The following is an 18,883-nucleotide window of genomic DNA, read 5'->3' as shown; positions in this document are numbered from 1 at the left end:
GTAATTTGCCCCGATCGCTAAAGCTTCCAGTAGACCTTCGACCGAAGCCGAGGTGTAGCATCAAGGTCGTTTCCTTGGCGTTGTAGCGCGCTAATATGCTTGATTCAATTCGCGTCGTGTTATTTCTCGCAACAAGTCAATTCTATCCCAACGAGTAAACCACGGGTTTGCCTCAAAGTCCGCCACCACAGCGTCACGCCTAGCCCGATTGATCGGGTCCATCTTCAGCGCAACTCGCCCAAGTTGCACCAGTTCTTGGCGAATGCCGTGAGACAAGTATGGGCAGCTAATCAAGTCAAAAAGCTTTAGAAAATCCTCAGCTTTGCGGTCGGGCCGCAGCTCCCCACCCAGCGCAGCGCGTACTCGACTCTCGAGTAACCCTGCCATGGAGGGAAGCAGCCCTCCCCGGCCTGCGACGAATATGACATTGATTAGACTAAAATAATCGTCTGTCCGTTCTAGTATTTTTCTTACAATTGGCGTAAATGATTTTAAGTATTCATGTGGAAGCTCTGTCAGGCAGACCATAATATTGATTTTCTCAATAGGAACAACGCCAATATCTTCAGCCCAGTCATACGTGGCTGAGGTCAAGAATCCTTCGCACTGTCGAACAATGTGCTCGCTAAACTGGGGAAGCATGTCCTGAAAATTCCCCCTGACAAACCTTATCGCGAGTACAGTGCTACGTCCAAGTTTGTATGATGCGGTTACTGAAGGTCTTATACCGTAGAGGAAGTAAGATACTTCCAGGAGCGCCATCATTAGCCGAACTTGGTATGGTAAATGGTCTTTTGGAACTGCCTTCCTGTCATAGCTATCAACCAATCGTTGAATTCTTACATCAATTGCAGCAGAAAGTACGGAAGCTATGCTGCCGTAGTCCGATCCATTATTATAACAAACTGTCTTAATCGAGCGAATTAGGCTTTTGGCTAGAAGGCCGTAGTTCTTGACCGGCGCTGCATAGGATAGCGTTAGCTCCTCTCGTTCGACGGAGACGGTATTTTGCTGCCAAAAGCCATCAAGAACTTCGAGCGCGGCCGCTGCAATGGAGGATGTCCGCGTCTGAAACGGACGCTCCATGAACTCGGTCTTCGCGTCGTTAAGATGCAAATTCATGTCGGACAGGTGGCTGGAGAGCGCTATCCTGACGTGGTTAGTGATATCCTTGTTTGATGCAAATATAATATAATCGTCCACGTACCTTCTAACGACATAGTCTTTCCCTTCCGACAGGCCAGCCTGCGAAAGAGTAGATTTTACCTTTTCGTCTACGGACTGCAGTATTATCTCAGCAAAAATTCGACTAAATTCTGGACCGACAGGGATACCGTTAGTTTCGTTGTAGTTCATTCGCTGCATTGCTCGGTCCAATTCATTGCCGAAAGACACTGCGCGAGTGTTGTTTTTCCCGAACTCAATATCCTTAACTGACCAACTTATGGTATGAGTATATATACTGTGAAAGCACGTGCTTACATCAACTCTCAGCATACTGGAGAAATTTTTCTCCATCTCGTAAAATTCATCGGATTGAAAGTATTTATAATATTTGTTTATTCCGCCATAAACAAAGAAAGCAGACGGATGCTTATACATTCCGTCTCTGTCTGATTCGGTGATGCTGGAGTCTCTGTATTTCTTCAGATCCGCGAGAGGATTCTTTCTATAGAAACTACTTGAAATCTTTACTGGGTGCCGAATAGAGTAGCTGCTTCTTCCGCAGTAATACGTTATTAGGTCGGAGTAGTCTGAGTATATTTGGCATACACGCAACTGAGAACTCGGGTGCGGCAGAGTCATCGTTCGGAACGCGTTTTCGCCGTTGGAGATCCGATATCGCAGGGGCTGGGTGAAATTGTCTTCGAGCTGAAGAAGCGCCTTGCTGATGAACTGGGAGGTGTCTGTTCCAAGTTTGTGCAAGGCGATGAGATTGTTTCGCAGTCCGTAATTGGAAAAAGTAATAGGTACATCATCAGGTGACGTGTCTGTTATGAGGGGGAGATTGGGGTCGTTTCGGTCAAACGTATAGCGCTGACCTTTTTTTCTAGGCATATACCCAGCACTCCCTGATCTCTCGCAGACGCGCAGCGTTAAAGTGGTAGAAGCGCCGGGCTTTGAAGCTCGTTGCGAAACTATAAGTTACTAGGCGTGCCTTTTGGGCAGGAGTCAAAGCGGCCTCGAGCCTGGCTGACAGTGCGCCCCCGTATCCAAGCACCCAAGCGTGATAAAATTTGTCCATCGCCGGAAGAGAGCTAGAGGTTTCAGCGTCAACCAACCTGTAGTTGCAATATAGGCCGACGTTTATTCGTCGCTTCCATCTGCTTTCTACGATATTATAGTTTCCAGAAAGAAATTTTATTCTGTCTTCGAAATCAGTGAATTTTCCGTCTGTCAACAATTGAAGCGTGGCCTTCGCTAGCCGTGTCTTTAGGCGAGCTATTTTCTTTAGCGCAATGTCCAGCCTCACTGACCGATAAAGTCGATCATCGGTAGCTCTCCTGATTTCTGACACAGAGATGCTATATCCAAGAAAATCAAAATTTGATTCGACTTGAGGTGAACTCTTTTTGTAAGGCTTAAGGTCGACATTTTGCGATTTCAATGGATGAAATCTCAAACCCGGTGGTAGTAAATCACTAATCTGTTTCTTAAGGTCTGATATTAACTCAGTGCCAGGGGTTACTAGCAGAATGTCATCTACGTATCGAGCGTAAAAGTATGTGCATGGCAGGCTTCTCAACTGTGCGTCGAACTGTCTGAGCGTCATCTCAGCTAGCACCGCACTTACAGCGAGGCCGCGCGGAGCCCCAGAAATGTCTTTGTCTCCACAGAAATCCACGAATGAGCGAAGCAGTCGGGACGTTTGGCGATCAGTCGTAGGAAGATTGTCAATGTAGTCCCACGTATGGTGGAGGTCGATTGACTCATAAAAGGACTGAACATCAAATTTATAGACTCGGTGCGCAGCTCCCTCTGCGAGAAGCCTCGCTATGCGCCTAATGGTCGTTGTTCTGTCGGTTTGCTTTACACCTGCAGTCATCCGAAGTATTTTAGAGACGCGATTTAGTATTATTCGAGTCGAAAGATCTTCAATCCTGAAGATTGATTTGCCCTTATAAGGTAGTTCTTTCATCTCGACTGGGAGGAAGCCAGTATCTGCGATGGCCGTCGCTTGGTTCAGGATCCGCGTGACCTCCGACGAGTCGGGCATCGGAAGCCTGCGCTTGCGCAGTTCATGGACCAGCTCTTGATAAAGTTCTTCTTTTGAATAACTGATAAAATTCATAGTCGGCTTGGACGTGCTCGTGGTTGCTTGGCGTCTAGTCGATCCCTGATATTGGTATCGAGCTATGGGTGTTGTCGAGAACTATTCGCAAAACTTCTCCCCGCCCCTCCACCCCCGCTTACCCTCTCCTGTCACCCACCCCTTTCCGACAGGAGTAAGCCGTGTTCAAAAATCCCCCCATCGCCTCCGCCCCGGCCAAGCCCGCGCAAACATCCCCCGCCGCGCGCCGGAACGGCCCACCCCCCTCGTTGAGCCTTGCCAGCCGCCACGAAACCCTCGTCATTCGCCTCACCGCGCTGCACAAGGATGTGACGACGCTGGCCACGCGGCGCGGGCGGCAGGACTTGTCCGACACCGTGCGCGTCCTGGCCGAAGGGCTGATGGCCGATTGCGCGCCGTTTCGTGAGCCCCGCGACCGGCTGCCCGTGGCGGCGCCCGATCTGGCCGGGCTTTGCGTGCAGCTAGGCCAGGTGCTGGCGCAGTTGGAAAATTACGAGCGCTGCCACACTTTCTGGAATGCGGGCGAAAACTGCTGGTGCTGGCGGCTCGATGGGGCCACCGCGCCGGTCAAGCGGTTGAAGCCGCAATTGACGCAGACAAGCGCGGCGGCGCAGGGCAATTCCGGCCTGCGTGACAAATTCACCCGCATGATTCTGGTCAATCGCAACCAGGCCTATGAGCGTGGCTTTGAGGCCGGGCGCGCCGCGCGCATCGGCCCGCCCGTGCCCCCGGGCATGGCCGAGCCCGACGCCTCGGCAGAAAATAATCCCCGCCTGGCAGACCTGGATTAAGCTCTCCCCATCACCCCGCACGGGCAGTCAGCATGCGACTGAAGCAAGGGGTGAGCCGGTCGCGGGTGTGCGCATCACCCGCGGGTTGGATGCGCGCCACCCTGCGACGAGCGATCAATGGGGACGACAAATCCAATAGAAATCCGGCTCCGGAGACAGGTTTCGTCTCATAAAAAATATCCGAGACGCAATCTGTCTCCGGATCTGCCCTCTTCGCGGGCGGTTTGCGAAGCAAATGCGCGGCTCCAGTGGAGCCGGGCAAGCCAAGAAGGCCATGAGAGCTATGCTTGAATGGCTTGGCCGCTCGAAGAGCAAATTCTCCCCGGTGGGGAGAATTTAGGCGAGAAGGCCACGAGACCTATGGTCGAGTGGCAGGGGCGCTCGAAGCGCTCGGCCGTACAAGAAGGCCCACCCCCTCAGGCATTCCCTGCCTGCGGCCATCTCCGCACGCCCCCACATTTCTTCCCCGTTCATTGCATCCATCCCCGCCACGCCTGCGTATCTCCTTACAGGCACAAGACAGGAGCCCAACGCAGTGGCGAGCAACGAAAAAATCTGGATCATCGGCGGGTCGAGCGGCATTGGCGAGGCCATGGCCAAGGCCTATGCGGCGCGCGGCGCCCAGCTGGTCATCTCCGGCCGCAACCGCGATGCGCTCGATGCCGCGCTTGCGCGCATCGGCCCCGGCCATCAGGCCGTCGTCGCCGACGCCATCGACCGGGACAGCCTGGTTGAGGCCGCCGGCCAGCATGGCCCGTTCGACCGCATCGTCTCCACCGCCGCCATCTACAATCCCGGCGCGCTCTCCAAGGCCGATCCGGACCAGGCGGCAAAAGTGTTCGCGGTCAATCTGACCGGCACCTTCAACATCGCCCAGATTGGTGCGCAGCATATCCGCTATGGCGGGCAATTGGTGCTGTTCGGCTCAGCCGCCGCCATTTTCGGCCTGCCCAACGGCCAGGTCTATTCGGCCACCAAGGCCGGCATCGTCAACCTGGCCCAGTCGCTGCGCAGCGAGCTTTGGCCGCAGGTCGATGTGCGCCTGGTCACCCCCGGCTTTGTCCGCACCCCGCTCACTGACAAGAATGATTTCGCCATGCCGGGCCTGATGGAGCCGGAACAGGCCGCCGACCGCATCCTCAAGGGGCTCGACGGCAAGGGGTTTGAAACCGCCTTCCCCCGCCGCCTGATCTGGCCGCTCAAACTCCTCGGCGTGTTGCCGCACTGGCTGGCGTTTGCGATTACCGCGCGGATGCGGGGCTAAGTCGTGAGTTTCGCGACCCAATATCCGGCCAGGGCCGAAATGCCCGACAGGAACCCGCCCCAGGCCAGGTCGATCAGGCTGATTTGCAGGCTCCAGCCCTTGAGGGTCGAGAGGTTCGTCATGTCATAGGTGCCATAGGCCAACAGCCCCAGCGCCACCCCGGCCAGCAGCGCCCAGACCCAGCTTCCGGCATTGAGTGCGGGCAGAATGGCAAAGCCGACAAGCCCGGCGACATAAAACAGGTAGAACAGCGCCGCCGGCAACAGGTTCGGCTGCTCGAGCAGCAGATCGCCGATCTCGGCCCGGTAAAAGCCGATGCCCAATACGGTGAGCCAGAGGAAATCGATCCCGAAGAACACCAGCGCCGTACCGCCATAGGCCGCCAGCACCGTCAGCAGTGAAAAGCCGAACATATCCCCTCCTCAGATTCCCAGAATAGGCTGCACCAAGCGCACAAGACGGCTGGAGAATTTCAGCGGTGCATCGGTAATGGCCAGGCAGATGCAATCCTGGTCCTTGTCCGCCACCGGTTGATGGGTCAGCGAGCCATCGGCATCCTCGATATCGCCGGGACCGAAGCGGTCGACCTCGTCGTGAAAGCTGCCCTTGAGCACCACGGTCAGCTCGCGCCCGCCATGACTGTGCTCCGGCACCGGCTTGCCAGCGGCAATGCACAGCAGCCGGGCTTGCGTGGTCGGGTCGCCGGTTTTGATCAGCACCTGCTTGGCATTGCCCAGATTGCGCCATTTGATGGTGTCGAGATCACCGCCCAGATAGCTGCGCAGCGGCTCGGGGATAGTAGCGCTGGCGGGCCGCGCAACCGGTGCCGCCTTGTCCTGTGGCGCTGCAGCCAGCCGGGTCTTCAAGGCCTCCCAGCTATCGGCAGGCCCCTCGACTGGCGCGAGCTCTTCAAGCAGCGCGCCGCCAGTGGCTTCGGCCAGCGCCAGTTGGTCGCGGCATTGCGGGCACATGGCCAGGTGGCAGGCAACGGCAAGCGACCACCCTTCGGAAAGTGTGCCAGCGGCATAGTCGAGAAGCAGGTCGTCGTTGAGATGGTGATGAATGGTCATTTCAATTCCTCCAGCGCCGCGCGAAGGCGTCCGAAGGCCAGTCTGATGCGTGATTTCACGGTTCCGATCGGAAGCCCGGTGCGGGCGGCGATGGTGCTGTGCGAGTCTTCGTCGAAAAAGGAGAGGCGGATCAGCTCCACCTGTTCTTGCGGCAGGGTCTTGAGCGCCTCATGCAGCGCCGCGCCACTCTGCTTTCGTTCCAGCAGGTCCGGCGCGCCGGGTTCGGCCGGCGGCACTAGTGCCGGATCGTCTGGATCAAAGGCCGGTCGTTTCTGCTTGCGCCAGGCATCGATCCAGATATTGCGGGCGATGGTGAAGATCCAGGCCGAAGCCTGGCCGCGTTCCGGATCGAATTGCCCAGCCTTGCGCCAGATCGCCAGCATGGTCTCCTGCATCAGGTCCTCGGCGGCTTGGCCGTCGCGGGTCAGCTTGAGCAGATAGGCGCGTACGCGCGGGCTGAAATCCTTGAACAATGCTTCGAAAGCCGCCATGTCCGCGCGGGCAGCGATCGCCACGATTTGTGCGCCGGTCTCGGTTGGTGGTGCGGCGGCGTCTGTCCGGTGCGTCATGCGATTCTGGCCCTGTTCTGGCGCGGGCACGGCAAGGCGGCGGCGCTGTGGTCTGACAGCATCCTCGCATGGTCCGGTAAGTGGGTAAATCGCAAGTGACATGACCGAAATACGCCGGCCTGCGTCGGATGGATCATGGTGCGATACAAAAAAACGTTCATAGCCCCCTTACGAAAAAAATCGCCACGTGGTTGATCCATGCTCGCGGCGCAGACGTATAAAAATCAAACACTCAGGACATAAAGCATGTATCACGCTGCCACAGGATTTTCAGGCTCGCCCGCCACGCGTCAGCGTATCGCAGTTGTTGGCAGCGGCGTTTCTGGCCTGTCAGCGGCGTGGTTGCTATCCAAAAGCCATGATGTTGTCCTCTATGAGGCCGATGATCGCCCTGGCGGTCATGCCAACACAATCGACGTGCCCGGCACCGGTCCGGTCGATACGGGCTTTATCGTTTACAACGACAAGAACTACCCCAACTTCCAGGCCATGTTGGCCCATCTTGGTGTCGGCAGCATTCCCACCGAAATGTCTTTTGCCGCTTCGCTTGACCGCGGAACGTTCGAATATTGCGGAGAGGGGCTTTCGGGCATGTTGGCGCAGCGCCGCAATGCCTTCCGTCCGCGCTTCTGGAGCCTGTTTCGCGATCTGCTGCGCTTTTATCGTGAAGCACCCAAGGCGCTGCTTCAGCCCGACATGCGCGGCCTGACGCTGGATGAGTATCTGCGGGCTCAACGCTATTCACGCTCCTTCGTGGAGGGACATCTGCTGCCCATGGCGGCGGCGATCTGGTCGTCCAAGGCAGAAGATATTCGTGCCTATCCCCTGTTTGCTTTTGTCCGCTTCTTTGAAAGCCACGGGCTGCTGCAATTGTGGGAACGCCCAAATTGGCGCACCGTCGCTGGAGGTAGCCTGGCCTATGTGGGGGCTCTGCTGCAGGACTTTGCCGGTCAGCTTCGACTTGCCACGCCCGTCGCCAAGGTGGTCCGTGACGCCGCCGGTGTCACTATCACCGCCCGCACCGGCCAAGTGGATCAATTCGATGCTATTTTGATCGCCACTCATGCCGATCAGGCTTTGTCCATGCTCGATGCGCCCAGTGCACGGGAACGCGAGTTGCTCGGGGCCTTCTCCTATACCACGAACACGGCCGTGTTGCACGCCGATGCGACCTATATGCCGCGCCGCCGCAAGGTTTGGTGTTGCTGGAACTACATCTCGACCGATCACATTTCGTCCGAGAATCAGCTTTGCGTGAGTTACTGGATGAACCGTCTGCAGAGCCTTGAGGGACGCGATCTGTTCGTCACGCTCAATCCGCCGGCCGACCCGCAGCAGGAAATTGCGCGCTTCGAATATACCCACCCCCTGTTCGACAGTGCGGCGATACATGCCCAGGACAATCTCTGGCAGATCCAGGGGCAGAACCGTACCTTTTTTGCAGGCGCCCACTTCGGTCGCGGCTTTCACGAGGATGGATTGCAGTCCGGCCTCGCCGCTGCCGAGGCCATGGGGTCTCTGCCGCGCCCCTGGACCGTGCCCAATCCCTCGGGGCGGATCACGCTTGCCCCTGCCGAGGCGGCGCTGGTGGCATGAACCTGAACTCGGCCATCTATGTGGGCCACGTGGTGCATCAGCGGCACCGCCCGAAAAAGCACTATCTGCGCTACCGGGTCTTTTCGTTCCTCATTGATCTCGATGAATTGCCTGCGCTGAACCGGTTGAAATGGTTCGGCCACAACCGCCGGGCCTTGTTCTCGTTCCGCGACGCCGACCATGGGGGCGACTTGCCCTTGCGCGACTGGGTCAACCAGAAACTGGCAGGCGAGGGGCTGGGCCCGGCGAGCCGGGTGCGCCTGCTGTGCTATCCGCGCATTCTGGGCTATGTGTTCAATCCGCTCACCGTCTGGTTCTGCGACGACGCATCGGGCCGGCCTCTGGCCACAATTTACGAAGTGCACAACACCTTCCGTGAGCGTCATAGCTATGTGCTGCCCGCCAGTGCCGCGCAGGCGGCAGACAAGGCGTTCTATGTGTCGCCTTTCATCGACATGGATTGCCGCTACGAATTCCACCTGACCCCGCCGGGCGACAAGGTGCGTATCGCGATCAACGAGACCCAGGACGATCAGCCCCTGCTTTATGCCGCCTTCACAGGGGACCGTCAGGAACTGACCGACGCCAAGCTGATGCGCCTTTTCGTGACCCACCCGCTGATGACCTTCAAGGTCACGGCGAGCATTCATTTCGAAGCGCTGCGCCTGATCGCCAAGGGTATCCGGATCCGCTGGTACACCAACCGCAAGACGCGGCAGCAACCCCGCCCTGCCCGGATCACCGAGCCGCAGGATTAGAGCGTTCTCGGAAAAAGCCACAACGGTTTGCGGTGCGGAAACGCGACAACACGTGGACTTGGGACGGTATTTGGCGTTTCAACGAAACGACAAGACCGCTCTAGTGCCTACCACTCAAAGTCAGGGCCATTCTCGCGGGCACCAAGGAAGAACACGTCGCTCATCAGCTTGAGCGGAGCAGCGTCGACATCAGATGCGCGGGCGTCGAGCAGATCTGCGAAGCGATCATAAATGCCGGCATATTCTTCGTCGCCATGTTCGAGCACCACCTCGCCATTGATGCGCAAGGTGCGGCCACCGCGTTCGAGCTTGAGATCGTCGCCGGTGCCTGTGGTGACCTGAATGGTCCAGATTTCTCCGTTTTCCTCCAGCCAGTTGAACCCCGATGACATGTCGGGGCGGTGCGCCTGGCCAGACTTGAACTGGACCTCCACATCCACCGGTGTCTGCCGGTTGGCGGGGAAGATCAGCCGCGCGCTTTCGACAAAAACCGGGAACGGCATGATCTTGGTGAAGATCGAATAGGCGTTGATACCGGGGTCGCACACGCCGAAACCGCCGGGCTCCCAGACCCAGTCCTGGCCCGGATGCCACTTGCGCACGCTTTCGCGCCAATCAATGCGCACCTTGCTGACGCCCTGTTCGAACAGGATCGCCTTGGCGCGATCCACCGCGGCATTGTACTGGCTGTGCCAGGTCTGGAACAGTACGCGGTCGAGCCGTGCGGCATGTGCTATGATGTCGTCCAGCTCCGAAATCGTGGTGGTCGGCGGCTTTTCCATCATCACGTCCTTGCCGGCATCAAGCGCCTCGCGCACCAGCGCATGGCGCACGCCGGGGGGCGTGCAGATCGACACCAGACCAACTTCCGGCATGGACGAATAGAGTTCGGCTGGCGTGCGAAACACCGGCAGGTCGCCATGCGCCACGCCACGCGAGGAGACGGTCGCGGCCAGCTCGAAATCCTCGGAGGCCTCGATCACCGGTATGTGCTGGTCCACCGCGATCTTGCCCACGCCGATAATGGCGATCTTGCGCTTGGCCATGCCAGAACTCCCCCTGCAGCAAAAACGCGGCTATAGAGCAGGTCTTGCCAGCACCTGCCAAGACCTCAAAGTGATAAAAGTATGATTTTTATGCGGTGGGTGCCGGTGGGGGCGGCTCCCACAGCTCGATGGGATTGCCCTCGGGGTCGTGAATCCGGGCAAACCGCCCGGTTTCGTCACTGTCCCATTCATCCGGCCGTGTTTCGATGGCAATGCCTGCCGCCTTGAGTTGCGCTATCATCCCGTCCAGATCATCGACGCGCAGATTGATCATCCACTGTTTGTCAGAGGGGAAATAGTCGCTGCTTTGCTGGAAGGGCGAAAAGACGGTGAAGCCCGCCTGCTGGGTCCAGAACTCAGCGATCCCCAGATGGGTCTCGTACCATTGCCCCAGCGCCTTGGTGTCGCGGGACCGAAAGAAGATGCCGCCAATGCCGGTTACACGTGCCATGCCTGCCTCCCTCAATTCGATGACAGCATGGCACGCCAAGGCGACGGTCAAAAGGCAGATTCAACGAATGAGAATGGCGCGGAAGTCATTCACATTGGTTCCGGTCGGGCCGGTGACGAAGAGGTCGCCGATGGCCCCGAAGGCTGTATAGGCATCATTACTGGCCAGCGCCGCCTGCGGGTCGATACCAGCTTCGCGCATGCGCCGCGCTGTCGTGCCGTCGACAAAGGCGCCGGCATTGTCTTCCGAACCGTCAATGCCGTCGGTATCGCCGGCCAATGCCGAAATCCCGTCGACCCCGTCCAGCGCAATGGCGAGCGAAAGCATGAATTCGCCATTGCGGCCGCCGCGCCCCTTGCCGCGCAGCGTCACGGTCGTTTCGCCGCCTGACAGCAACAGCACGGGCTTGGCAAACGGGCGGTCACGTGCCGCAATTTCCCTGCCCAGCGCCGCATGCACCTGCGCGACATCACGCGCTTCACCCTCAATGGAATCGGACAGGATGGCCGCTTGGATACCGGCTTGCCGCGCCATATCGGCGGCAGCCTCCAGCGACAAGGCCGCTGAGGCAATGGTGGCGACGCTGTTGCCGGAAAAGCCTGGGTCGCTTGGTTCAGGCGGCAGATTGTCTTCACTCTCCAGCAGGCGCCGTGCCGCTTCGGGCAGATCGAGACGGTAGAGCGCTGCCAGCCGGCGCGCCTCGGCCCGTCCCCCGGACAGCGGCAGCGTGGGACCGGAGGCCACCAGCGCCGGATCATCGCCCGGCACATCGGACACCACCAGCGTTGCCACCCGCGCCGGCGCTGCGGCTGCGGCGAGGCGCCCGCCCTTGATTGTCGAAAACTGGTTGCGGATCAGGTTCATCACCCCGATCGGCGCTCCCGAAGCCAGCAGCGCCCGATTGATCGCCTGTTCATCTTCGAGGTCCAGGCCCGGTGCGGGGGCGGGCAGCAGGGAAGAGCCACCGCCCGAAATCAGGGCCACTACCAGATCATTTGCAGTCAGCCCGGAAACCAGTTCAAGCAGTCTGCGCGCTGCCATCTGCCCGGCGTGATCGGGAACCGGATGGGCAGCCTCAACAATCTCGATGCGTTCACAGGCCTCTGCATAGCCATAGCGCGTGACCACCAGGCCGGAGATGTCGCCGGACCAGGCCGACTCGAATGCTTTTGCCATCTGCGCCGAAGCCTTGCCGGCCCCGACCACCACGGTGCGGCCCTTGGGTGGCGCTGGCAAATGCCGTTCGACCGCCAAGGCCGGCTGCGCCTGTGCAACGGCTTGGCGAAACAGGCGTTCGAGCAGGGAGCGGTCCATGGGATTGCTGTCTTCTGGGTTGCCGGATGGCACCTTGTCGCCACCGGAAACGCGTTTGTCCAGTCCCGCGACTTGTCAAACGCCCGCCATATAGGTCCATTAGCTCCGCGTTCAGGAGGTCCCATGTCGCAGAGATTCGCAATTTACTACGCCCCCGCGGTGACCGACCTTCTCTGGGAGCGCGCTGCGCTCTGGCTTGGCCGCGACCCTGCCTCCGGGGTGTCCTATGATGGCGCCGTTGCCGGAATGGAGCGGACCCGCCTGCTCAATCTCACCCAGTCTGCCGGCCGCTATGGTTTCCACGCTACGCTCAAGCCGCCAATGGCGCTTGCGTCGGGGCGGAGTGAAGAGAGCCTGCGCGCCGCGATGAAGGAAGCGGCAGGCGAGTTGCCGACCGTGCCCCTGGGTAAGCTGCGGATCGCTTCGCTCGACGGCTTTCTGGCCTTGATGCCTGAAGAGGCGAACAATACGCAACTGCAGGATTTCGCTGCCACCGTGGTGGAGCGTTTCGACCCTTTCCGGGCGCCGCTCAAGCCGCGTGACCGCGCCGAACGGGCGGCCCGGGGCCTGACGCCACGCCAGGAAGAACTGCTGGACGCCTATGGCTATCCCTATGTCTTTGATCAGTTCCGTTTCCACATGACCCTGACCGACCGCCTTTCACCGGCTGAGCACGATGAAGTGTTGCAGGCCGCGCAAACCTGGTTCGGGCCGATTCTCAACGATCCGGTCACGCTCGATCGGCTGACCCTGTTCCATGAGAAAGAGAACAAGTTGCCCTTCGACCGCATCGCCGATTTTCCTTTGCGAGGCTGAGGCCAGTGTCCGAAACGGTCTTTTCCAATGCGCAGATTGTCCTGCCCGACGAAGTAATCCGGGGTTGCCTGGTGGTGCGCGATGGCAGGATTGCCGAGATCGACGCCGGGTCCAGTCGTGTGGGCGACGATATCGAGGGCGACTTTCTCATTCCCGGACTGGTCGAATTGCACACCGACCATCTGGAGAACCATTATCGGCCGCGCCCGGGCGTCTTCTGGGATCCGCTGGCCGCGCTCCATGCCCATGATGCACAGATCGCCGGCTCGGGTATCACCACTGTATTTGACGCTGTGCGTATCGGCTCGGATATAGACCTGCCTGACATGCTTTCGCATGCCCGGCATCTGGTTGATGCCGTCAGGGCCGGTGGCGCCGGCGGCTGGCTAAGGGCCGAGCATTTCATTCATCTGCGCTGCGAATTGCCCAGCCACGATGTGGTCGATCACTTCGACGCGCTGGCAAACCATCCGACGACGCGGCTTGCCTCGGTCATGGACCACACGCCGGGCCAGCGCCAATTCCGTTCGCTTGATGCCTATAAGCGTTTCTATGCCAAGCAGATGGGCCGTAGCCCCGAGGAATTGCAATCTTACCTTGATGCGCGCCTGGCCGAACACAAGCGTTATTCTGCCCCCAATCGGCAGGCGATCGTGTCACGTGCACGCGCCATGGGGATTGCCCTGGCCAGCCATGACGATGCGACCCTGGCCCATGTTGAGGAGGCCGAGGCGGACGGGGTGGCCATCGCCGAATTCCCTACCACGCTCGAAGCGGCGTCCGCCGCGCATGAAGCGGGGCTGGCGATTTTGATGGGCGCCCCCAATGTGGTACGCGGCAAATCCCATTCGGGCAATATTTCGGCCACCGATCTGGTAGAAGCAGGCCTGCTGGACATTCTCAGCTCCGACTATGTACCCTTTGCCCTGTTGCAGGCCGTCTTCCTGCTGCCGCAGCGCATTGAAGGTCTTGCCTTGCCGGCCGCACTAGCGACTGTAACGGTCAATCCGGCGCGCGCGGCCGGGCTCGATGATCGGGGAGAAATCATGACGGGCAAGCGGGCCGATCTGGTGCGGGTTGCAGCGCAGGCGCCTCTGCCCGTGGTGCGGGGCGTCTGGCGTGAAGGACTGCGTGTGAGTTGAGCGAACGTCCTCCTGGAGTGCTGGTGCTGGTTATCGGTCCTTCCGGGGTCGGCAAGGACACGCTGATCGGCGGCGCCCGCCAAGCGCTTGACGGCGACAAGCGCTTCAGCTTCGTGCGACGGCTGGTGACCAGGCCCGCCGATATTGATCTAGAGGACCATATCAGCCTTGAGCGCGATGACTTCGTCCGGGCCAGGAAAGCCGGCCGGTTCGCCCTGACCTGGCAGGCCCACGGGCTGGACTATGCTCTGCCCATTGGTGTCGATACCGATCTGGCGCTGGGCCGCGTGGTCATTGCCAATATCTCGCGCCATGCGGTGCCCGAGGCGATTGCCAAATATCCGCTTTGCCGGGTCATCCAGATTTCCGCTGAGATTTCCCTTCGCGCCGCGCGCCTGTCCAAGCGGGGGCGCGAAAACCGCGACCAGATCGTCGCGCGCCTTGCACGCGAAGGGGCAGCTCTGCCCGCCGATGTCGAGCCTGTGGTGATCGATAATTCGAGTTCTGTCGGCATCGGTGTCACTGCTTTTGTCATGGCGCTGCGCCGCATTGCAGAGGATTGAACCGTTTAGGGACCTTATGCGTTGAGCCAAGTCTATTCAAGCGTCAGGAGATACCCTTGTCCCGCAACAGCCTCTACGGCGTGATCGCCATTCTGGTTATCGCATTGGTCGCCTTTGGCATCTATACCTATCAGCAGCAACAGGCCCAGCCGGGCATAGAGGTGCGGGTTGATGAGCAGGGGATTTCGATTGATGGGAATGGCTAGGGATAGCGCAGAACTGCGGCATCAGGCAATCATCACGGCCCTGGCATCCGAACTGGAACGACAGGCAGCTTCCGGCGCTTCACGGGTAGATGTCGATGCGCTGGCCTCGGCGGTAGAGGCCGCCCTCGATCCGGAATTACCAATGGCAGAAGGGCGTCGGCCTTCGGAGTTGAACGCAACCAATGACGATTGAGGGCTAAGCTTTCGGTCCGGAAACGAAAAAGCCGGTGGTCGTGCCACCGGCTTTGTTATGCGGCCTCGCCGTCCGCTACGGCGCGACTGATCGCCAGATGGGCGGTCTCGACAGAGGGGAAGTGCCTGCCGTCCATGGCAAAGGCCGGCAACTTGACCGCCACGAACCTGTAGCCTTCAGCATCCGGTACAACCACGCCCTGCGGTTCTCCGGCAACTTCAATCACAATGGGCCTGAGCTTTTCGGCCCTGTTCAGATTATTTTCCTGCATGGGTGGAAACTCCACTTGCGCGTCCGTCCAACACGGATTCCTTCATTTTGAAGGTGATCCGGGGACTGGCAGCGCGGGGTCTATCGGTTTTGTGAGACGAGGATGTGACGGATCAGATCACATTCGTTTTGCGCGACAGGACCCTTGCCAGCGTTTGGAAATTCGCATGCAGGTTACTACGGTCGAACACATGGCATGGATCGTGAAGGTCTTCGATGTCGTCATCGTCATTCCTCTCCTTGCGGGTGTTGGACGCTTGATTGGCACGCCATTGCGGCGGCGCAATGGCAAAATAGGGAACGCGGTCGGGTTTTGCCAGTGCACCTTTATGCGTATTTGCCGATAATCGCGCAAAACCCTGCCCGAAAAGCCTCGACCCATAAAATTCTGATAACAGCGCTCATATTAAAACACAAGTGTATGCGTCTTGCTTCGAACCCCGCAATCTGATGTTCTTTGCCGATTAGGCGTCCCCGCCGGTTTCCGGCGGGTCTGAGGGGAACATTGGTGTCGCAGGAAGAAGTACCGCCCGCCTCGCGCGGCAAGCGGGGCGCAAAGCCATCGGGCAAGCCCACGCTCAAGACCATCGCACAAATGACGGGGTTGGCGGTCACAACCATTTCTCGCGCCCTGAATAATGCACCCGAATTAGCTCAGGAAACGCGTGACCGCGTCCAGAAGATCGCTGCTGAGATCGGCTATATGCCGGATCGGGCGGCCCTGCGCCTCAAGACCGGCCGCACCAATGTCATCTCGCTCATCCTCGAGCCAGACGAACAGATCTATGGCTTCGGCACCAGCCTTGTGACCGGCATTACCGAGGCGCTGCGCAACACCAGCTATCACCTGGTCATAACGCCACTATTCCGCAATGTGGAACCCATTGAGCCGATCCAGCACATCGTGCGTAACCGCATGGCCGATGGCGTGATCTTTTCCAAGGCCGAGGCCTTCGACGAGCGCATCCGCTTCCTGCTCGACAATGACTTTCCGTTTGTCAGTCATGGCCGCAGCCGGTGGCCGGAGGCGCACCCCTTTGCCGATTACGACAATGAGGCCTATGCCTACGGCGCGACGCTGCGCCTGGCCGCGAAAGGCTGCCGCAAGGTCTCGATCATCCTGCCCGAAAGCGCGCTCACCTATACCGAGCATTTGAAAGCCGGCATGGAACGGGCTGCCCGCGAGGCCGGTATCACCTTCGAGTTTGCCGCGGACGTCAATCTGGGCAGCCCGACCGATGCCATCCGCAACTATGTCATCAAGCGCGCCAAGCGGCCCGACGGGCCTGATGGTTATGTCTGCGCTTCGGAAGTTTCGGCCCTGGCGGTAACTGGCGGATTGACAGATGCGGGGCTAGTGGTGGGCAAGACCGCCCATGTCGTGACCAAGCAATCCTCCTCGATGTTCGCCCAGTTCCAGCCGGGAGCTGAAACCGTGCCGGAAGATTTTGTCGCTGCGGGCCGCAATCTGGGTAGCCTGCTGCTTCGCCGTATTGCCGGGGAAACCGAAGGTCTGCAGTTCATGGCTCAGCCGGTTTTTGACTGGCAGGACTGAGGCGAGTCAGGAGCCCTCTAGTTCCTCGCGCAGCATTTCTAGCTCCAGCCACTGTTCCTCAGCCTTCGCCTTTCGGGCGACGGCGGCTTCCAGCGCTTTGGACTTGGCCGCGAAGCCAGCGGGGTCACGGGTGTAGAAATTGGCCTCCGCCAGCGCCGTGTTGAGCGCGTCAATCTCGCTATCGAGTTTCTCGATGTCCTTGGGCAGGGTTTCGAGAGCGTGCTTTTCCTTGAAACTCAGTTTGCGCTTGGGAGCGGCTGCCGAGGTCGCCAGTGATGTCTGGGTCAGGCTGGTCTTGCCCGCGCGATGCGCCTTGAGGGCCGGTTCGCGGGCGGTGACGCCCTCGCCGCGCTGGATCACCATGTCGGAATAGCCGCCGGCATATTCGGTCCAGACCCCTTCCCCCTCGGCGATGATCACCGAAGTGGCAACGCGGTCTAGGAAGTCGCGGTCATGGCTGACCACGATGACCGTTCCGGCATAGTCCGAAACCATTTCCTCGAGCAGGTCGAGGGTTTCGAGGTCGAGATCGTTGGTCGGCTCGTCCAACACCAGGAAATTGGAGGGCAAGGCCAGCGCCCGGGCCAGCGCCACGCGGGCGCGCTCGCCACCCGACAGTTTGCCGATCGGGGTGTTGGCCTGCTCGGGGCCGAACAGGAAGTCCTTCATGTAGCCAACGACATGCTTGGGCTGGCCGTTGATCTGCAAGGTATCCGAGCCACCCCCGGTCAGCGCTTCCTTGAGGCGCGTTTCGGGATGCAACTTCGCGCGACCCTGATCGAGCATCGCCAGTTCTAGCGCCGAGCCCAGTTTGATCTTGCCGCTGTCCGGCTTGTCGAGGCCGGTCAGCATCTTGATCAGCGTGGTCTTGCCGGCACCATTGGGGCCGACAATACCAATCCGGTCGCCGCGCAGAACGCGCGTCGAAAAATCCCCGACGATGACGCGCGGCCCGTAGGACTTGGAAATATTCTCCGCCTCGACCACCAGCGCGCCCGAGGTGCGTCCCTCGCTCACCTGCATGTTGACCGAACCTGTCACGCGTCTTTGCTCGCGCCGGTCCTGCCGCAAACCGGCCAGCCTTTCGAGCCGGCCGACATTGCGCTTGCGCCGCGCGGTGACGCCATAGCGCAGCCAATGCTCCTCGCGCACGATCTGGCGGTCGAGCTTGTGGCGGTCGCGTTCCTCTTCTTCCAGCACTTGGTCGCGCCAGCCCTCGAAATGAGAAAACCCCTTGTCGAGGCGGCGCGTCACGCCTCGGTCCAGCCAGACGGTGGCGCGCGTCAAGTCGCTGAGGAAGCGCCGGTCGTGGCTGATCAGCACCAGGGCCGAACGCAGCGAATCCAGCTCGGCCTGCAGCCACTCGATAGCGGGAAGGTCGAGATGGTTGGTCGGCTCGTCGAGCAGCAGAACATCGGGCTTGGGCGCCAGCACGCGGGCCAGCGCCGCGCGGCGGCCTTCCCCGCCCGACAGCTTTTTGGGGTCTTCCGCGCCGGTGAGTCCCAGCGAGCTCAATAGGTACTGCGCGCGATATTCGTCATCGCCTGGCCCGAGGCCCGCCTCGACATAGGCCAGCGTCGTTGCATAGGCCGAAAGGTCCGGTTCCTGCGGCAGGTAGCGCAGCGTGGCACTGGGCTCGACGAAGCGTGCGCCCTTGTCAGGGGTAACCTCACCCGACGCGATCTTGAGCAGCGTCGACTTGCCAGACCCATTGCGACCGACCAGTGCGATGCGTTGGCCGGGTGAAACGATCAGCTCTGCCGCTTCAAGCAGCCGCGTGCCGCCAAAGGTGAGCTGGATATTCTGTAGAGAAAGTAGGGGAGGCTGGGCCATGTTGTGTCCGGAAGCATTCGGCCCCGGATAGAGCACAGGGGCGGACGCAGATCAATCAAGGGAAGGCAAAGAGGCCGGCCAGGACGTTGAGGATCCTAGCCGGCCCGGGGAGACGGTAGCAGCAAGCCCCGTCATGTTCTGGCGCTCAGACCCA

At 59.7% G+C, this 18,883-nt stretch carries 20 protein-coding genes; 10 read left to right on the top strand and 10 right to left on the bottom strand.

Annotated elements, in window-relative coordinates:
- Window positions 1-90: 90 nt before the first annotated feature.
- On the bottom strand, window positions 91-2,058 hold the full coding sequence (gene drt3b / locus DDE76_RS00980; RefSeq protein ID WP_104892376.1) for an antiviral reverse transcriptase Drt3b: 1,968 nt from the start codon (window positions 2,056-2,058) through the stop codon (window positions 91-93).
- Window positions 2,051-3,292, bottom strand: a complete 1,242-nt coding sequence (drt3a, locus tag DDE76_RS00975; protein ID WP_104892375.1) for an antiviral reverse transcriptase Drt3a — start codon at window positions 3,290-3,292, stop codon at window positions 2,051-2,053. Before drt3a ends, drt3b begins: the two co-directional genes overlap by 8 nt.
- Window positions 3,293-3,453: 161 nt before the next feature.
- Between drt3a and DDE76_RS00970 the strand changes: the two genes are divergently transcribed.
- Together DDE76_RS00970 and DDE76_RS00965 are read left to right on the top strand one after the other, a co-directional pair.
- Window positions 3,454-4,083: a hypothetical protein gene (locus tag DDE76_RS00970; protein ID WP_157955601.1), complete on the top strand. Its 630-nt coding sequence runs from the start codon at window positions 3,454-3,456 to the stop codon at window positions 4,081-4,083.
- Window positions 4,084-4,618: 535 nt separating this feature from the next.
- On the top strand, window positions 4,619-5,347 hold the full coding sequence (locus tag DDE76_RS00965; RefSeq protein WP_104892373.1) for an SDR family NAD(P)-dependent oxidoreductase: 729 nt from the start codon (window positions 4,619-4,621) through the stop codon (window positions 5,345-5,347).
- Here the strand turns inward: DDE76_RS00965 and DDE76_RS00960 are convergent.
- The 3 genes from DDE76_RS00960 to DDE76_RS00950 are packed head-to-tail and all read right to left on the bottom strand — an operon-like array spanning window position 5,344 to window position 6,986.
- A complete protein-coding gene (locus tag DDE76_RS00960; protein ID WP_198650789.1) occupies window positions 5,344-5,760 on the bottom strand; it encodes a DUF2177 family protein in 417 nt (138 codons plus the stop codon). The two genes, DDE76_RS00965 and DDE76_RS00960, sit on opposite strands and share 4 nt — an antisense overlap.
- 9 nt (window positions 5,761-5,769) lie before the next feature.
- Window positions 5,770-6,417 (bottom strand): ChrR family anti-sigma-E factor, encoded by a 648-nt coding sequence (locus DDE76_RS00955; RefSeq protein ID WP_104892372.1) that lies wholly within the window; start codon window positions 6,415-6,417, stop codon window positions 5,770-5,772.
- Window positions 6,414-6,986 (bottom strand): sigma-70 family RNA polymerase sigma factor, encoded by a 573-nt coding sequence (locus DDE76_RS00950; RefSeq protein WP_245891754.1) that lies wholly within the window; start codon window positions 6,984-6,986, stop codon window positions 6,414-6,416. The genes DDE76_RS00955 and DDE76_RS00950 overlap by 4 nt, the downstream gene beginning before the upstream one ends.
- A gap of 246 nt (window positions 6,987-7,232) precedes the next feature.
- Here DDE76_RS00950 and DDE76_RS00945 point away from each other — a divergent pair, with 246 nt between their 5' ends.
- Together DDE76_RS00945 and DDE76_RS00940 are read left to right on the top strand one after the other, a co-directional pair.
- On the top strand, window positions 7,233-8,582 hold the full coding sequence (locus DDE76_RS00945) for an NAD(P)/FAD-dependent oxidoreductase (RefSeq protein ID WP_104892371.1): 1,350 nt from the start codon (window positions 7,233-7,235) through the stop codon (window positions 8,580-8,582).
- A complete protein-coding gene (locus DDE76_RS00940; RefSeq protein ID WP_104892370.1) occupies window positions 8,579-9,340 on the top strand; it encodes a DUF1365 domain-containing protein in 762 nt (253 codons plus the stop codon). Before DDE76_RS00945 ends, DDE76_RS00940 begins: the two co-directional genes overlap by 4 nt.
- Before the next feature lie 107 nt (window positions 9,341-9,447).
- Here the strand turns inward: DDE76_RS00940 and DDE76_RS00935 are convergent, their stop codons facing one another.
- The 3 genes from DDE76_RS00935 to DDE76_RS00925 all read right to left on the bottom strand — a co-directional run bounded on the left by DDE76_RS00935 (window position 9,448) and on the right by DDE76_RS00925 (window position 12,151).
- Window positions 9,448-10,386: a Gfo/Idh/MocA family protein gene (locus tag DDE76_RS00935; RefSeq protein WP_104892369.1), complete on the bottom strand. Its 939-nt coding sequence runs from the start codon at window positions 10,384-10,386 to the stop codon at window positions 9,448-9,450.
- A gap of 88 nt (window positions 10,387-10,474) precedes the next feature.
- Window positions 10,475-10,837, bottom strand: a complete 363-nt coding sequence (locus tag DDE76_RS00930) for a VOC family protein (protein ID WP_104892368.1) — start codon at window positions 10,835-10,837, stop codon at window positions 10,475-10,477.
- A gap of 60 nt (window positions 10,838-10,897) precedes the next feature.
- Window positions 10,898-12,151 (bottom strand): glycerate kinase type-2 family protein, encoded by a 1,254-nt coding sequence (locus DDE76_RS00925; RefSeq protein WP_104892367.1) that lies wholly within the window; start codon window positions 12,149-12,151, stop codon window positions 10,898-10,900.
- A 123-nt stretch (window positions 12,152-12,274) separates the two neighbouring features.
- On the opposite strand from DDE76_RS00925, the gene DDE76_RS00920 reads away from it, so the two are divergent.
- The 5 genes from DDE76_RS00920 to DDE76_RS19810 are packed head-to-tail and all read left to right on the top strand — an operon-like array spanning window position 12,275 to window position 15,071.
- Complete coding sequence (locus DDE76_RS00920; protein WP_157955600.1) at window positions 12,275-12,967, top strand: DUF1045 domain-containing protein; 693 nt, start codon at window positions 12,275-12,277, stop codon at window positions 12,965-12,967.
- Between the two features lie 5 nt (window positions 12,968-12,972).
- A complete protein-coding gene (locus DDE76_RS00915; RefSeq protein WP_104892366.1) occupies window positions 12,973-14,109 on the top strand; it encodes an alpha-D-ribose 1-methylphosphonate 5-triphosphate diphosphatase in 1,137 nt (378 codons plus the stop codon).
- Window positions 14,106-14,672 carry a phosphonate metabolism protein/1,5-bisphosphokinase (PRPP-forming) PhnN gene (gene phnN, locus DDE76_RS00910; RefSeq protein WP_104892365.1) on the top strand — a complete coding sequence of 189 codons (567 nt, stop codon included), beginning with the start codon at window positions 14,106-14,108 and terminating at the stop codon, window positions 14,670-14,672. The genes DDE76_RS00915 and phnN overlap by 4 nt, the downstream gene beginning before the upstream one ends.
- Before the next feature lie 56 nt (window positions 14,673-14,728).
- Window positions 14,729-14,878 (top strand): hypothetical protein, encoded by a 150-nt coding sequence (locus DDE76_RS19455; RefSeq protein ID WP_157291017.1) that lies wholly within the window; start codon window positions 14,729-14,731, stop codon window positions 14,876-14,878.
- Window positions 14,871-15,071 (top strand): hypothetical protein, encoded by a 201-nt coding sequence (locus DDE76_RS19810; protein WP_104892364.1) that lies wholly within the window; start codon window positions 14,871-14,873, stop codon window positions 15,069-15,071. The genes DDE76_RS19455 and DDE76_RS19810 overlap by 8 nt, the downstream gene beginning before the upstream one ends.
- Before the next feature lie 55 nt (window positions 15,072-15,126).
- Here DDE76_RS19810 and DDE76_RS00900 read toward each other — a convergent pair whose 3' ends face one another.
- Window positions 15,127-15,342, bottom strand: coding sequence for a hypothetical protein (locus tag DDE76_RS00900; protein ID WP_104892363.1), 216 nt, complete (start codon window positions 15,340-15,342; stop codon window positions 15,127-15,129).
- Window positions 15,343-15,849: 507 nt separating this feature from the next.
- Here DDE76_RS00900 and DDE76_RS00890 point away from each other — a divergent pair.
- Window positions 15,850-16,896: a LacI family transcriptional regulator gene (locus tag DDE76_RS00890; RefSeq protein ID WP_245891753.1), complete on the top strand. Its 1,047-nt coding sequence runs from the start codon at window positions 15,850-15,852 to the stop codon at window positions 16,894-16,896.
- Between the two features lie 6 nt (window positions 16,897-16,902).
- Here the strand turns inward: DDE76_RS00890 and DDE76_RS00885 are convergent, their stop codons facing one another.
- Window positions 16,903-18,729 (bottom strand): ABC-F family ATP-binding cassette domain-containing protein, encoded by a 1,827-nt coding sequence (locus tag DDE76_RS00885; RefSeq protein ID WP_104892361.1) that lies wholly within the window; start codon window positions 18,727-18,729, stop codon window positions 16,903-16,905.
- Between the last annotated feature and the right edge of the window lie 154 nt (window positions 18,730-18,883).

Source organism: Devosia indica, assembly GCF_003056405.1.
Classification (GTDB): domain Bacteria; phylum Pseudomonadota; class Alphaproteobacteria; order Rhizobiales; family Devosiaceae; genus Devosia; species Devosia indica.
This window is presented reverse-complemented; position numbering and strand designations above follow the sequence as displayed.